Genomic DNA, 14,113 nt, shown 5'->3' on the forward strand with positions numbered 1-14,113 from the left:
TCGTTCGATGACGCGCGAAGTCGCCGCGGCACGACATGTGCCGATCGCCGCCCCACGCCGGCATTCAGTGGCATCGGGATATCGACTAGCGGCGGTGCGAGCCGGTCTGCTGCCCGCGCGCCAATCGCCGACGGTCTCCATGCATGCAATGTAGACGCACCGGCCGGCCAAGTCCTGAGTTCAGGCTGAAACGTTCTGAATTCGGCAGCGGCGCGCACCGTTACGGTTCGCGCGCCGGCAACCCGGCCTCGTCCGCGTCGCCCCCGAGCGCGTGCAGTTCTGACCAGGCGTCGTGCACGACCCGCGTCGGCCCCGACGTATGGGCAAGCGCGGCGGCATAGGCGGCCAGCAGGCGCACGCGCGCATCCTCGCGCGCCCGCGTCTCGTCCATATTCCGCATTGCATCGAGCGCCGCGCGCGCCCGTTCGCGACATTCGTCCACCAGTGACAGGTCGAACAGGCACGGGACCGCGACAGCCGCCATTGCGATGCCGACCTCCGCATCGCCGTTCGGCGAAAACGCCCAGTCGAGCGCCGCGCGCAGATTGCCGAGTTCGCGCCGGATCACGTCGAGCCGCGATTCGGCCCGCGGCGCGTCGTCGCCACCGGGCGCAAGCCTGAACAACCTATGGAAGTAGTTCGCATGCGCGAGTGCCGCGGCCGCGCATTCGCCGTTGTTCGCGAGCTGCTGCAGCGCATACGCGCGCGTCGTGGTCAGCAGCCGGTAGCGCGGCGCGCCGTGCGCGCTCTCGAGGCTCAGGAGCGACTTCGAGACGAGGCCGGCGATCGTGTCGAGCAGGTCCGCATCGACCAGCCCCTTCGTGCCGACGATCTCCCGCACCGCGTCGATCGAGAAGCTGTCGCGGAACACGCCGAGCCACCGCAACAGCAGGCGCTCCGCGTCCCCGAGCAGGCGGTAGCTCCAGTCGTACATCGCCTGCAGCGTCTGATGACGCGGCAATGCCGTACGAAAACCGCCGGTCAGCAACCTGAAGTGATCGTCGAGATGCGCGGCCAGCACATCGATGCCGAGCACGGCCGCTCGGGCCGCAGCCAGTTCGATGGCGAGCGGGAGACCGTCGAGACGCCGGCATACCGACGCCATCAGCGACACGCTGCGTCCATGGAGCGGAAAGCGAGGGTCGGCGGCGCGCGCGCGCGCCGAGAACAGTTGCACCGCGCTTGCGCGCAGGATCTCGGCATCGTCGGCGCCTTCGCAGGGCACATCGAGCGGCGGAATCGGACACAGCCGCTCGCCCTGGATACGCAGCGCCTCGCGGCTGGTCGCGAGGACGCACAATCCGGCGTCGGACTCGGTCAATGCAGTCGCGATCTGCGCGGCGGCATCGAGCAGATGTTCGCAATTGTCGAGCACCAGCAGCATCCGGCGGTTCGCCACGCTGGCCAGCACGGCTTCGAGCGTCAGCGATCCGGCCGGCTGCACGATGCCGAACGCACCCGCCAGCGCGGCAGGCACGAATTGCGGACACGCAACCGTGGCCAGCGACACGAACGCGGCCCCCTCCGGAAAACTCGCCTCGGCCCGCATGGCCGCTTCGAGCGCGACCCGCGTCTTGCCGATGCCGCCCGCCCCGACCAGCGTCACGACGCGCGCGGTGTCGAGCGCCGCGAGGACGTCGGCGACGGTCTGCTCGCGGCCGACGAGCGCGGTCGGCGCGGCGGTCAGCCGTGACGCCGCGGGACGCACGGCCGCCGCGCCTTCGGCCTGGGCGCCGACCAGCCGATAGCCGCGCCCCGGCACCGTGACGATCAGGTTCCGGTCGCCGGCCAGCGCCTTGCGCAACGCGGCGATATGCACCTGCAGGTTGTTTTCCTCCACGATCGTGTGCGGCCACACACGCTGCATGATTTCGTCTTTCGATACCAATGCGCCATTCGCCCGAATCAGGAGTTCGAGAATTTCGAATGCGCGGCTGCCGATGCGCAGCAGTTTGCCGTTCGAGCGAATTTCACGTCTGTCGAGAAAAACGTGAAGTGTTCCAATCCTGATCATGGAAATTCTTAATCGACTTCATTCATTGATGCCCTGTCAGAAATGACACCGGTTGGGTGCCATGCTACGGCATTTGTCTAATGAGGTGATTCAAATTATCAGAACGGAAGGAGCAAATTTTTTGAATCGACGAGAACCGCGATCGCCGCGACGCCTCCCGGACATGCACGCCGTCCGGCACGGCGCACCATGACATCCTGCACTTTTAATGTGCGAAACATTCGTTCATTCGTGAACTCATTTATCGGATAAAACGGCCGATTGGCCGGAATCGATTTCGTGATCTCGTTAATTGAAATCGCAGTTCGAATGACTTGCGAAAAAACCAGGCAAAAGCGACGTGCAAAGCGCGGTGAAATCGATTCCGGGTGCGAGCGCCGGTCGGATTTTCCGTTCAGAACGATTCAGGCGCCGCTCAGGACATTCAGCGGTGCGGCGCGCGACGATGGTTCGATGGCGCCAGCGTCGAGCGACCGCCGTCACGCCGCGAGGAACACGACCATGGGCAACCGTATCGCCGGCATCCGGATTCCCGACGGCCCGATCGCACGGGAGGCCGCCGCGACCGTGCGCGCCGGCGAACCGGAACTCCTGTTCCGGCACGCGATGCGCGTGTTCGCGTTTGCGTCGATCATCGGGCTGCGTCGCGGCATCGCATTCGACGCCGAACTGCTGTACGTCGCCGCGCTGTTCCATGACTTCGGGCTGACGGAGCGCTACCGGGATTCGCGCCGGCGCTTCGAAATCGACGGCGCGAATGCCGCCCACGCATTCCTCTGCGGATACGGTGTCGCCGCCGGCGATGCGGAAGAGGTCTGGCGTGCGATCGCGCTGCATACGACCTTCGGCATTCACCCGTACATGACGCCGTTGACGGCGTTGCTCGGCGCCGGTATCGAGACGGATCTCTTTGCGCGTCATTTCGACGAAGTGAGCCGGTCCGAACGCGACGAGATCGTGAACGCGTGGCCTCGCGGCCCGTGTTTCAAGGAGCTGTTCCTCGAGGCGCTCGCCGCGGGCACCGCGCATCGCCCTGCCGCTGCGTTCGGCAACGTCGGCGCCGACGTGCTCGAGCGTTGCGACCCGGACTATCGTCGGACGAATTTCTGCGGCCTGGTGCTCGGGTCGAAATGGACGGAGTGAGCCGTCCGGTCGGCCGGGCCCGCTCCGCCACGTCACGGCCGCCGCCAGGTCATGCGCGGGCGAACGCCAGCAGTTCGTCGTTCAATCGTTGCGCGTGCGTCAGATACAGCGCATGCGGCCCGCCCTCGTAGACGCTCAGCGTCGCGTGCGGCACGCGCTTCGCGGCGGCGGCGCCCGTGAGCGCGAGCGGCACCGTCTGGTCGTCGTCGCCGTGAATCACGAGCGTCGGCACGTCGAACTTGTCGAGATCCGCCCTGAAATCGGTTTCGGAAAACGCGCCGACGCAATCGAGCGTCCCCTTCAATCCGCCCTGCAGCGCCATGAACGACGTCCAGTCGAGCGCGGCGCGCGAGATCGTCGAAGCGGCCCGGTTCGAACCGGTGAACAGCGGCCAGAAGTTCTCGAAGAAGGCCGCGCGGTCGGCCACGATGCCCGCGCGAATACCGTCGAACACGGCCACGTCGACACCGTCCGGATGGTCGTCGCGCCGCGCGACCAGCGGCGTCACCGACCCGACCAGCACGGCCTTCGCGATGTGTCGCGTGCCGTGCCGGCCGATGTAGCGTGCCACTTCGCCGCCGCCCATCGAAAAGCCGACGAGCGTCACGTCGCGCAGCCCGAGCGTCTCGATCAGCGTCGCGAGATCGTCCGCCAGCGTGTCGTAGTCGTATCCCGTCCACGGCTGGCCGGACCGGCCGAAGCCGCGCCGGTCGTAGGCGATGCAGCGAAAGCCGTTCGATGCGAGATGATGCATCTGGACGTCCCACATGTCCGCATTCAACGGCCAGCCGTGAATGAATACGACCGGGCGCCCTGCGCCCCAGTCCTTGTAGTGGATCGAAACGCCGTCGCGTGTCGTGAACGTGCTCATGAAGATTCCTCAGCAATGAAAATGCGGCGGCGGCCAGAACGTGGCCGACGGATTGGGTGCGCCGTTCCGTGTCATGAACGGGACAGCCTGACGATGAACCGGTCCAGTTCGGACGCGAGGATCACCTCCCGGTAGTTCGCCGGGCGCTTCGCTCCGCGCCACTGCGGCTTGTAGATTGCATCGCCGGTATGAATCGTGATGCCGGTCAGCGCGCAACGGCCGAGGGCGCGGGATTTTGCGCTGATCCAGCGCTGCTCGTCGTAGCGGCAGCGGGTCGGATCGCTCCACGATATCAACACCGACGAATCGGTCTGCCGCTCGGCGGCGACGATCGCGCAACGGCGGCGCACGCCGCCGCTCGACGCGGGCGGCGCATCGTCGCGATGGCAACGGCGTACGGGTTCCGGGTCGCGAAGATGCGACGGCGCACAGCGGCTCGCAGCCGGCGACGGGTCGAGCAGCGTCATCACGTGTTCCCAGCGATTGAATTCGTCCATGGCGGCGTACCCAGGCAAGTGGCAAAGGGCGCGGATGTATCGCACCCGCCCGCAATGCGGTCGTCATCCGCCGGCACGAACTGGCAAGACCCGCGACGGGATGACCTGATGCTGACAATAGCGAGCCGCCGCTGAAGAGTCTTGATTCCGGGCTTAATTTTTCTGGCCGGTGCGTTCGCGCGGCTTGCGCCGCGACCGCCTTCATGAAAATTCAGCGCGATTTCAGTACAGGCTGCATGACCCCGCGATAGGCTCCTGTCGGCGTTCGTTCGCTAACACTTGCGCGCCTGCCGGCCCGCGACCGCGAACCCACGCCGGCTGCCGGCGCGATTGCCGCATGCGGGCAGGTCCGCACCATCCATCCAACGCGGCATCGTTCCACCGCACGTTCAAGGAGTCCCAATGCGTCCAGCAGATATCGACGCCGTTCCCTCGGCGCGTCGCCGAGACATGCTGCTTGCCGGCGCGACCGCCGTTGCAGCCGCCGCGCTGCCGGCTGCTGCCGCCGCTGCCGCCCCCAAACACGCCGCTTCCGCCCATCAAGGAGCTCATGCGATGAACACGATCACCACCAAAGACGGTACGCAGATTTACTTCAAGGACTGGGGCAGCGGCCGCCCGGTCGTCTTCTCGCACGGCTGGCCGCTGTGCGCAGACGCGTGGGACCCGCAGATGCTGTTCCTCGTGCAGCACGGCTATCGCGTGATCGCGCACGATCGCCGCGGTCACGGCCGCTCGAGCCAGCCGTCGCACGGCAACGACATGGACACGTATGCCGACGATCTGGCGGCGCTGATGGATGCGCTCGACCTGCGCGAAGCCACGCTCGTCGGCCATTCCACCGGCGGCGGCGAAGTCGCGCACTGCATCGGGCGCCACGGCACGAAGCGCGTGTCGAAGGCCGTGCTGATCGGCGCCGTGCCGCCGCAGATGGTGAAATCGGCGTCCAATCCCGGCGGCCTGCCGATGGACGTATTCGACGGGATCCGCAAGAACGTCGCCGAGAACCGCTCGCAGTTCTACAAGGATCTCGCCGTGCCGTTCTTCGGCTTCAACCGTCCGGACGCCAAGGTGTCGCAGGGCACGATCGACGCATTCTGGGCGCAGGGCATGATGGGCGGTGTCTATGGCCAGTATCTGTGCGTCAAGGAATTCTCCGAGGTCGACTACACCGAAGACCTGAAGAAGATCGACGTCCCGACGCTGATCCTGCACGGCGACGACGACCAGATCGTGCCGATCGATGATTCGGCCCGCCTGTCCGCGAAGATCGTGAAGCACGCGCAACTCAAGGTGATCCCCGGCGGCGCGCACGGGATGTGCGTCGTCGATGCCGACCGGATCAATGCCGAACTGCTCGCGTTCCTGAAGGCGTAAGCATCGCGGCACGGCGCGCCCGGCCGCCCGGCCTTCAGGCCGGCGCGCCCTTCAGCACGTTTCAGGATTTTTCAGGTCGCCGCCGTTGCGTTGCGGCGGGCGCGATCGCCAGGATCGTCGATGCGGCATATCCGCCGATCCGGCGCCGCACGCTCACGACGCACGCGCCGGCCTGAGCAGCAAGCCGATCAACACCCCCGCGACCGCGAAAGCCGTCGCGACACGAAAATTGTCGGCCAGCGCGAGCGTGGTCGCCTGGATGCGAACCGCCCGGTCGAGCAGCGCATAAGCCGCCTGGTCGCCGGTCGCGAAGGTCGCGCCGTGCGACACGAGCAACGCCGCGCCGGCCCGCAGGCGCTCCAGCGTTTGCGGATCCGACAGCGTGACATGCAGACCGACGAGATTCGAATGGGTAGCCTCCATGATGCGCTGGATCACCGCGATCGACGTCGTGCCGAGCTGCCCGCTCAGCAGGCGCGTCGTCTGCACGACGGCGCCGAACGTCAGTACATGCTCGGCCGTCGCGTGCTTGCCGAAAAAGAACACGACCGACGTGAGCGCCATCGTCTGCCCCAGCGCCTGCAGCAGCTGCGACGGGATGAAATCGGGTTCGGCCCAGACGGGCGTGAGGCGCGCGCCGAGCGCGAACGCGACCGCCACCATCGCGAAGCCGGCCACGATCAGCCGGCGCGGATCGACGCGTTGCAGCAGCCACGCCACGCACGGCGCGAACAGCAGCTGCGGCATCGCGATCCAGCGCAGCGTATCGCCGATCTGCAGCGGTCGAAGCCCGTAGGTGCTCGCGAGAAACGCCGACGGAATGAAGCTCGTGTTGAGCACGGTAAAGCGCACGAGGCCGACGAGCAGGATCAGCAACGCGACGTTGGGCAACGCGAGGTAGCCGAGATCGAGCCCGGCCCGTCGCGACGTCAGTTCGTGGATCAGGAACGCGGCCACCATCACGATGCCGATGCACAGCAGCGCGACGATCAGCGGCGACTGGAACCAGAACAGCCGCTCGCCCTGATCGAGCGCGATGCACAGGCACGCGAACCCGCCGGCGCCGAGCAGCATGCCGCGCGTATCGATACCGGACGCGATGCGCTTGATCGGCTCGGTGGACAGCGACAGCATCAGGCAGACGATGAACGGCACGGTCAGCAATGCGTTCTGCCAGAACAGCCAGCGCCAGCTCAGGTGTTCGCTGTACCACCCTTCGAGCGTCGCCGACAGGTTGAGCGACATCTCGAGGTTCATCGCATACGCGGCGATGCCGAACGGAATCAGCCGCGGCGGCAGCGTGCGGACGACGAACCCGACGGTCAGCGGCACGAACACGCCGGACGCGAAACCGGCCAGGCTCTGGAACACGATGAACGTGCCGAAGTTCGTGCACAGCGGCAGCACGCTTTCGACGACCAGAAATACCGCGGCGCCCGCCAGCAGCACGCGACGCGTGCCGAACACGAAGGCCGCCGCGATCGCGAGCGGCCCGACGAACATCTGCGACGCGATGAACGCGGTGTTGATCCACGCGCCCTCGTCGAACCCGACGCCGAGCGCACCGCGTATGTCGGCGAGCCCGAGCGACGTGATGCGCGACGTCAAGGTCGCGATGATCGCGCCGAGCAGCACGGCCGCGATCGCGGCGATCGAACGAAACGTCGGTATGTCGGAGGCCGGCGCTGCGGCCGGCCCCGGTGTCGCGCCACCGGGGGCGAACGTGGTGTTCATCGTCGAGCGGCTCCCGCACAAAAAGCTCGCGCAAGCATAGCGCGATGCGACAAACCCTGTCTTTTCGATGGAGTATCCCGATCGTGACCACGAACCCGCCGGACACGCCGCCCACTTCCGCCGCGCGCTCGCGCAAATGGCCGATCGTGTCGATCGCCGGATGCGCGCTGTTGCTCGTCGCGCTGCTGGTCTATGAATTCGACGCGCATGATCGCGGCACCGACGACGCGTACGTGACGGGCCACCTGCACGTGATCTCGCCGCGCGTGGCCGGCACGGTCGAGCGCGTGCTGGTGAACGACAACCAGTTCGTGCACGCGGGCGACCCGCTCGTGCGGCTCGACCCTCGCGATTTCGACGTGCGCGTCGCGCTGCAGCGGGCCCGCGTCGCGCAGGCGCGCTCCGATGCGAGCCGCGCGAAGGCGCTGGTCGAGCAAGCGGAAGCGACGCTCGTGTCGGCGCATGCCGACGCCGAAAAGGCCGAGCTCGACTACGCACGGGCACGCGAACTGACCCGCGAAACCCCGCGCGGATTGTCGCAGCAGGAATTCGACGCCGCCAACGCGGCGCGCAAGTCCGCCCGCGCACGCATCGAGGCGGCCGACGCGCAGCGGCGCAGCGCGCAGGCCGCGCGGCAGGCCGCCGATGCCGTGTCGAACCAGAACGACGCCGAGTTGCGCGATGCGGAGCTCCAGCGCCAGTACACGACCGTCGTGGCGCCGTCGGACGGCTACGTCGGCAAGAAGACCGTCGAGACCGGCGAGCATGTCGCGCCCGGCCAGGCGCTGCTCACGCTCGTCGAACCGCACCCGTGGGTGGTCGCGAACTTCCGCGAAACCCAGCTCCGGCACGTTCGCGCCGGCGACGTCGTGCAGTTGCGCTTCGACGCGCTGCCGGACCGGACCTTCAGCGGGCACGTCGACAGCCTGTCGCCCGCGACCGGCGGGCAATTTGCGCTGTTGCCGCCCGACAACGCGACCGGCAACTTCACGAAGGTCACGCAGCGGGTGCCGGTCAAGATCCTGCTGGACGGCCCGGCCTCGGCCGAACCGCGCATTCGGCCCGGCCTGTCGGTCGTCGTCTCGCTGCAACGCGGCCGCACACAGCCATGACCCGCATCGCCGCCCTGCTCGCCGCCGGCCTGCTGAGCGCGTGCACGATCGCGCCGCAGCCGCTCGCCCCCGTCGCGGTCGGAGCCGACCGGTTTCGCCATGCGGACGGGCCCGACGAACCCGCACCGTCGCTCGTCGAATGGCCCGCATCGTTCGGCGCTCCGCCGCTCGTCGCGCTCGTCGATGCCGCGCTCGCCGGCAACCACGACATCCGCGCCGCCGCGGCGCGCGTCGACCAGGCGCAGGCGCTGCTCGGCGTGCGCGAAGCCGCACTGGCGCCGACCGTCGGCGTCGATCCGTCGTTCAGCCGCTCGCGCGTATCCGGCACGGTCGACAACGCGTTGCCGAAACGCACGATGCACAACTGGTCGGTGCCGTTCAACGCCAGCTATGAAGTCGATCTGTGGGGGCGCCTGCGCGGCGATGCGGAGATCGGCCGGCAGAACGTGCTGCAGGCAGACGCGGATCGCGCGGCCGTTCGCCTGCGCGTCGCGACCGACGTCGCGAGCGATTACCTGACGCTCCATTTCGTCGAGCAGGATCTCGCGACGCTGGCCCGCGCGATCGAACTGCGACGCACCGCACTCGACGTGATCGCCGCGCGCGTGCGGGCCGGCGCGGCAAGCGATCTCGACGCGCTGCGCGCGGCGGCCGATCTCGATACGGCTCGCGCCGATCTCGCGGACAGCCGGCGGCTGCGCGAAAACCTCGTCGACGCGCTCGCCGTGCTGACCGGCGTCTCGCCGAGCGCATTCTCGGTCGCGCCGACCGCCTCCGCCATGCGCGTGCCGGAGGTGCCGCCCGGCCTGCCGTCCGCGCTGCTCGCGCAACGGCCGGACGTCTATGCGGCGGCGCGCCGCGTCGACGCGGCATCGCTCGAAATCGGCGTCGCCCGCACCGCGTGGCTTCCGACCTTGACGCTGACCGCCCAGGGCGGGTTCGCCAGCCGCGACCTCGGCACGTTTCTCGACCGCAACAGTTCGCTATGGGGCCTCGGCGCGAGCGTGGCCGAAACGGTATTCGACGGCGGCAAGCGCGAAGCCGCGGTGGCCGCCGCGAAGGCAGGCGCGGAACTCGCCGACGCGAACTATCGCGCGACCGCGCTGGGCGCGCTGCGCGAGGTTCAGGACGCACTCAACGACATCGCCGCGCAGAAAGAGCGGATCGTTCGCTACGACAGCGCGGCGCGCGCCACCGAAGCGGCGGCGCGATTGTCGCTGAGCCGTTACGGGCACGGCTACGTCAGTTATCTCGAGGTCATCGACGCGGACCGGGACGCACTGAATGCGCGACGCCAGCTGATTCATAGCCGCCAGGCACTCGCGATCGCGACCGTCAATCTCGTGCGCGCGCTGGGCGGCGGGTGGACGCCGCCTGCGGCGAGACCGGCGGACGTCGCGAATCGCGCGGACCGGTTCTGAAAAAAACATCAACGCGCCCCCGGCCTCCGTTCAAACGGTCTCACGTATTTTCATATCGCTCTTAAGCTTACCTAACGTTTTTTGTGTTGCCCGGTACCGGTGTGCCGCATAGATTGGTCACATACGAATCCACGGAAGCGAGACCTGTCATGGATCGCCTGAAAACACTCGAGATACTCAAGACGGTTGCCGAACAAGGCAGCTTCACGAAAGCCGCCGAGGCCCACCGGCTCGGCGTCCCCTGCATCAGCCGCGCGATCCGGTGCCTCGAGACGTCGCTCGGCGTGCTGCTGTTTCACCGCACGACGCGCAAAGTGACGCTGACGCGCGTGGGTCAGGACGTGCTCGAGCAGGCGCTCGCGTTGCTGCAGCAGTACGAGCACTTTTCCGTATGCTGTCACGCCAATGCAAGCGAGATGCAAGGCGATATCTCGATCGAGGTCTCGAACCTGTTCGGCGTAGATCGCCTGGTGCCCGTCCTGGCCGAGTTCAATCGGCAGCATCCGCTCGTGCGAATCCGCGTCGACTGGGTCGATCACCCGAGCGCGGCCCTGAGCGGCGCAACGGATCTGTCGATCGTCACCGAACGAACGTCGAGTCTGACGTGCGTCGAGCGGGGCCTCGGGCGCATCCCGATGGGCCTTTACGCAAGCCCGCGGTATCGGGCCGCAGGCGGCGCAGCGGACACGCCGCAGGCGCTCGAACGCATGGATGCGCACGGCAGCAAACCGGGTAGCGGCGGTTCTGCATGGCCGCTGCGGCACCGGCGTACCGGCGCGACCGCCGAGATACGGCTGGCCGGCGCGATCCGCTCGAACTGCCTCGATACGCTGATTCTCGCGACGACGCGCGGCACCGGCTTCGCCGTGCTTCCGGAGCATCTCGCGCGGCCGCTCGAGCGCGACGGCGAACTCGTTCGCCTGCTGCCCGACTGGCAGGTCGGCGACCTCGGCGCGTCGCTGCTCTATCACTCGCGCCGGAACCTGCCCGTGCGCATCAGAACGCTTGCCGAACATCTCGTCGCCGCGTTCGACGGCAGCCCCGACGCCCGGCCGGCAGCACGGCGCGACGCGCACGTCGTCACGCACGCCGCGGATGCCGACAGCGAAGTGGCCGCATGAACGCCGTCGCCCGCGTCATCGCGGCCCTGCCCGCCGAAGCCGGCGCCGTTACGTCGAACGCGCCGGCACGCCCGCTCAGTCGCGTGCGCCGGCCGGGCGCACGCCCAGCGCTTCGGCTTGCCGCACGAGATCCGGCAGCGTGCGAACCTGCATCTTCTTCATCACCTGGGCCCGATGCACCTTCACCGTGATTTCCTGCAGGCCGAGATTCGCCGCGATCTGCTTGTTCATCAGGCCCGCGACCACCTGGCTCATCACTTCGCGTTCGCGCGGCGTCAACGACGCATAGGCCTGGCGCACCGCGTCCAGCGCGCGCTCGCGCGCGAGGCGCTCGCCGTCGCGGGCCAGCGCATGGCCGACGGCATCGAGCATCGCTTCGTCGTCGAACGGCTTCGTCAGGAAGTCGAGCGCGCCGCCCTTCATCGCCTTGACCGTCGTGGCCACGTCGCCGTAACCGGTCATGAACAGGATCGGCACGTTCAGGCCCGCACGCACCGCTTCCTCCTGAACGGCCAGCCCGCTCTCGTCGACAAGACGCACGTCGAGAATCAGGCAGCTCGGCACGTCGGGCCGCTCGAACGCGAGAAAAGCCCGCGACGACGCGAACGTCTCGACGCGAAACCCCGCCGAACGCAACAGTGCGCTCAACGCGCGCCGCAGCGTTTCGTCGTCGTCGACCACATAGACGATCGGCGCGGAATCGCCCGCGCCCCGGTTGCCGGTCGACGTCATGTCCAGCGTGCTCGTCATTGCATTCCCTGTGTATGCATCCGCTTCATTATCGAATGATAAACTAAGAAAAAGCCGAGCGGAACCGCCACGCCTCATGCGGCGCGGCCGGTCGACGGGCCGCCGCTCACACGGGAGGCGCGCCGGATGCGACCTGATCGATCAGGTTGAGCATATCGTCCGATGGAAACGGCTTGCGCAGGAACGCGACCGCGCCTTGCGCGAGCGCGCGGCGCACCGACTCGTCGTCGCCGTGCGCCGACATCAAGATGACCGGAAGCGTCGCCTTGCGCTGAACCAGCAGGCGTTGAACGTCGAGACCGCTCATACCCTTCATCTTCAGATCGACCAGTACGCAAGCCGCGCCGTCCAGCGGGCCGGCCGCGAGGAATTCCTCGCCCGACGCGAATGGCAGTGCGGTATGGCCAGCCGATTTCAGCAAGCTGGCAAGACTCTTACGGACCGACGCATCGTCATCGATGATGCAAACAATGGCCATGAAATGAGAACCTGAGAATTTTGTCAATCCAGAACATCGCGACGCGGCTTGCGCCGCATCGACAGGCGTCACCGCCGCGCGCGACGCCCGCACAACCCGTGTGTCATGCCCACGGTCCTGCCACCAGCAGCGGTTGCGCGGGCGCTGCCGGCGTCGGCGGCAGTGTATCCGCGCGTTCCTCGCCGACGAAGGACGCACACCGGGCATGGACGCGGCCGGCCTCGCCCGACTCCGCCAGCTTCTCGAGCGCATACGCGCGCACGACCTCCAGCAGCGAATAGCGCTTCGAGAGCCCGACCGAATGAACGACCAGCAGCGATTTCGATGCAAGACTGGCCAGGCAGTCGAGCACCCGGGCGGCGCCCAGTTCGTCGCAGGCAGCCAGCGCGCACGCCGCATCGAGCCGGAACGCATCCGGAAACACCGCGATGCGGCACAGCACGGTGCGCTCCGCATCGTCGAGCAGCCGATAGCTCCATTCGATCGTGGCCCTGAGGGTCTGCTGGCGCGGATGGGCCGTACGCAGGCCGCCGGACAATGACAGGACGGACTTGTCGAGATCGGCTGCCAGCCCCTGGATCCCGAGCAACGCGACCCGGGCCGCGCCGAGCTCGAGCGCGAGCGGCAGGCCGCTCAGGCGGCGGCAGATGGTCGCGATCGCGTCCAGCGTCTTCGTGTCCGCGGGCATGTCGGTGCCCATCGCGCGAGCCCGCGCCAGAAACATGCGGACGGCGCCGCACGCGACGATCTCGCCGTCGTTCGCGCCGGCCGGCGGCGCCGGCAGCGGGCCGACGCGATAAACGCGTTCGCCCGCGACACGCAAGGGTTCGCGGCTGGTCACGACGAGTGTCGCGCCGGCATTCGCCTCCGCGATCGCTTCGCAGAGGTCCGCCAGATCGTCGACGTGCTGCTCGGCATTGTCGAGCACCAGCATGACGCGCTGCTCGCCGATCGCACGCACGACGTCGGCGGGTTCGGCGCCGGGGCTGCCCGGCAGGTCGAGCGCGTCCAGCACCGCCGACGCCACCGTCGCGTCGCCCTGCCAGCCGGCGAGATCGATCCGGACCATCTCGATGCCGCGCACCGCCGACCAGGCCGTGGCGACATCCAGCGCGAGATGCGTCTTGCCGACGCCGCCGGGGCCGACCAGCGTGACGAGCGCCTCTCGCTCGAGCAGCACGTGCAACTCGGCCGCTTCCTGCTCCCGGCCGATCAGCGGACATTTGCGCGGCACCGCGCCCGCACGGACGCCGCCTGCCGGCTCGAATCCGGCCGGCAGGCGCTCGGCGTGGTCCGGGTCGACCGGCGGAGCGAGCCGATAACCGCGGCCCGATTCGGTCCGTATCCACCCGTGCTTGCCGCCGAACAGCTTGCGCAGCGTCGAGATGTGCACCTGGATGTTGTTCTCGACCACGATCGTGTTCGGCCACACGGCTTGCATGATCTCGTCCTTCGACACGAGCCTGCCGGCCGCCTTCACCAGCAGCTCGAGAATCTCGAATGCCCGGGCGCCGATATACCGGGGCTGCCCGTCGACGCAGACTTCGCGGCACTCAAGGGAAACCGTCACCCGCCCGAACGTGTACATGATCCGC

At 67.9% G+C, this 14,113-nt stretch carries 12 protein-coding genes; 5 read left to right on the plus strand and 7 right to left on the minus strand.

Annotation, left to right across the window (positions count from 1 at the left end; all coding sequences use genetic code 11):
* Positions 1-220: 220 nt before the first annotated feature.
* On the minus strand, positions 221-2,014 hold the full coding sequence (locus tag FPJ27_RS02140; protein ID WP_204420697.1) for a winged helix-turn-helix domain-containing protein: 1,794 nt from the start codon (positions 2,012-2,014) through the stop codon (positions 221-223).
* A 501-nt stretch (positions 2,015-2,515) separates the two neighbouring features.
* Between FPJ27_RS02140 and FPJ27_RS02145 the strand changes: the two genes are divergently transcribed.
* Positions 2,516-3,157, plus strand: coding sequence for an HD domain-containing protein (locus tag FPJ27_RS02145; protein WP_204420698.1), 642 nt, complete (start codon positions 2,516-2,518; stop codon positions 3,155-3,157).
* A 49-nt stretch (positions 3,158-3,206) separates the two neighbouring features.
* Here the strand turns inward: FPJ27_RS02145 and FPJ27_RS02150 are convergent, their stop codons facing one another.
* Positions 3,207-4,028, minus strand: a complete 822-nt coding sequence (locus FPJ27_RS02150) for an alpha/beta hydrolase (protein WP_072437968.1) — start codon at positions 4,026-4,028, stop codon at positions 3,207-3,209.
* 71 nt (positions 4,029-4,099) lie between these two features.
* Positions 4,100-4,525 (minus strand): DUF3331 domain-containing protein, encoded by a 426-nt coding sequence (locus tag FPJ27_RS02155; protein WP_204420699.1) that lies wholly within the window; start codon positions 4,523-4,525, stop codon positions 4,100-4,102.
* A 555-nt stretch (positions 4,526-5,080) separates the two neighbouring features.
* Here FPJ27_RS02155 and FPJ27_RS02160 point away from each other — a divergent pair.
* A complete protein-coding gene (locus FPJ27_RS02160) occupies positions 5,081-5,902 on the plus strand; it encodes an alpha/beta hydrolase (protein WP_204420700.1) in 822 nt (273 codons plus the stop codon).
* A gap of 153 nt (positions 5,903-6,055) precedes the next feature.
* Here FPJ27_RS02160 and FPJ27_RS02165 read toward each other — a convergent pair whose 3' ends face one another.
* Positions 6,056-7,636, minus strand: coding sequence for an MFS transporter (locus FPJ27_RS02165; protein WP_072437965.1), 1,581 nt, complete (start codon positions 7,634-7,636; stop codon positions 6,056-6,058).
* A gap of 44 nt (positions 7,637-7,680) precedes the next feature.
* Here FPJ27_RS02165 and FPJ27_RS02170 point away from each other — a divergent pair, with 44 nt between their 5' ends.
* From FPJ27_RS02170 to FPJ27_RS02180, 3 genes are all read left to right on the plus strand, one after another.
* Positions 7,681-8,748 carry an HlyD family secretion protein gene (locus tag FPJ27_RS02170; RefSeq protein WP_204420701.1) on the plus strand — a complete coding sequence of 356 codons (1,068 nt, stop codon included), beginning with the start codon at positions 7,681-7,683 and terminating at the stop codon, positions 8,746-8,748.
* The gene (locus tag FPJ27_RS02175) at positions 8,745-10,169 is read left to right on the plus strand and encodes an efflux transporter outer membrane subunit (RefSeq protein WP_204420702.1); all 1,425 of its coding nucleotides are present in this window, start codon (positions 8,745-8,747) and stop codon (positions 10,167-10,169) included. Before FPJ27_RS02170 ends, FPJ27_RS02175 begins: the two co-directional genes overlap by 4 nt.
* 83 nt (positions 10,170-10,252) lie before the next feature.
* Entirely contained in the window at positions 10,253-11,290 is a 1,038-nt protein-coding gene (locus FPJ27_RS02180; RefSeq protein WP_204420703.1) for a LysR family transcriptional regulator, read from the plus strand.
* Between the two features lie 75 nt (positions 11,291-11,365).
* Here the strand turns inward: FPJ27_RS02180 and FPJ27_RS02185 are convergent, their stop codons facing one another.
* The 3 genes from FPJ27_RS02185 to FPJ27_RS02195 all read right to left on the minus strand — a co-directional run bounded on the left by FPJ27_RS02185 (position 11,366) and on the right by FPJ27_RS02195 (position 14,106).
* Positions 11,366-12,040 (minus strand): response regulator, encoded by a 675-nt coding sequence (locus FPJ27_RS02185; protein ID WP_204420704.1) that lies wholly within the window; start codon positions 12,038-12,040, stop codon positions 11,366-11,368.
* A gap of 106 nt (positions 12,041-12,146) precedes the next feature.
* Positions 12,147-12,590 (minus strand): response regulator, encoded by a 444-nt coding sequence (locus FPJ27_RS02190; protein ID WP_239483124.1) that lies wholly within the window; start codon positions 12,588-12,590, stop codon positions 12,147-12,149.
* Between the two features lie 31 nt (positions 12,591-12,621).
* Positions 12,622-14,106, minus strand: a complete 1,485-nt coding sequence (locus tag FPJ27_RS02195) for a winged helix-turn-helix domain-containing protein (RefSeq protein ID WP_204420705.1) — start codon at positions 14,104-14,106, stop codon at positions 12,622-12,624.
* Positions 14,107-14,113 lie beyond the last annotated feature (7 nt).

It is taken from the genome of Burkholderia sp. MS455 (genome assembly GCF_016899445.1).
Lineage (GTDB): Bacteria > Pseudomonadota > Gammaproteobacteria > Burkholderiales > Burkholderiaceae > Burkholderia > Burkholderia pyrrocinia_C.

Coding starts and splice junctions, on each gene's coding strand:
- FPJ27_RS02165 (WP_072437965.1), bottom strand. CDS start 7,636: ATGAACACCACGTTCGCCCCCGGTGGCGCGACACCGGGGCCGGCCGCA.
- FPJ27_RS02140 (WP_204420697.1), bottom strand. CDS start 2,014: ATGATCAGGATTGGAACACTTCACGTTTTTCTCGACAGACGTGAAATT.
- FPJ27_RS02175 (WP_204420702.1), top strand. CDS start 8,745: ATGACCCGCATCGCCGCCCTGCTCGCCGCCGGCCTGCTGAGCGCGTGC.
- FPJ27_RS02150 (WP_072437968.1), bottom strand. CDS start 4,028: ATGAGCACGTTCACGACACGCGACGGCGTTTCGATCCACTACAAGGAC.
- FPJ27_RS02170 (WP_204420701.1), top strand. CDS start 7,681: ATGCGACAAACCCTGTCTTTTCGATGGAGTATCCCGATCGTGACCACG.
- FPJ27_RS02185 (WP_204420704.1), bottom strand. CDS start 12,040: ATGACGAGCACGCTGGACATGACGTCGACCGGCAACCGGGGCGCGGGC.
- FPJ27_RS02160 (WP_204420700.1), top strand. CDS start 5,081: ATGAACACGATCACCACCAAAGACGGTACGCAGATTTACTTCAAGGAC.
- FPJ27_RS02195 (WP_204420705.1), bottom strand. CDS start 14,106: ATGTACACGTTCGGGCGGGTGACGGTTTCCCTTGAGTGCCGCGAAGTC.
- FPJ27_RS02145 (WP_204420698.1), top strand. CDS start 2,516: ATGGGCAACCGTATCGCCGGCATCCGGATTCCCGACGGCCCGATCGCA.
- FPJ27_RS02155 (WP_204420699.1), bottom strand. CDS start 4,525: ATGGACGAATTCAATCGCTGGGAACACGTGATGACGCTGCTCGACCCG.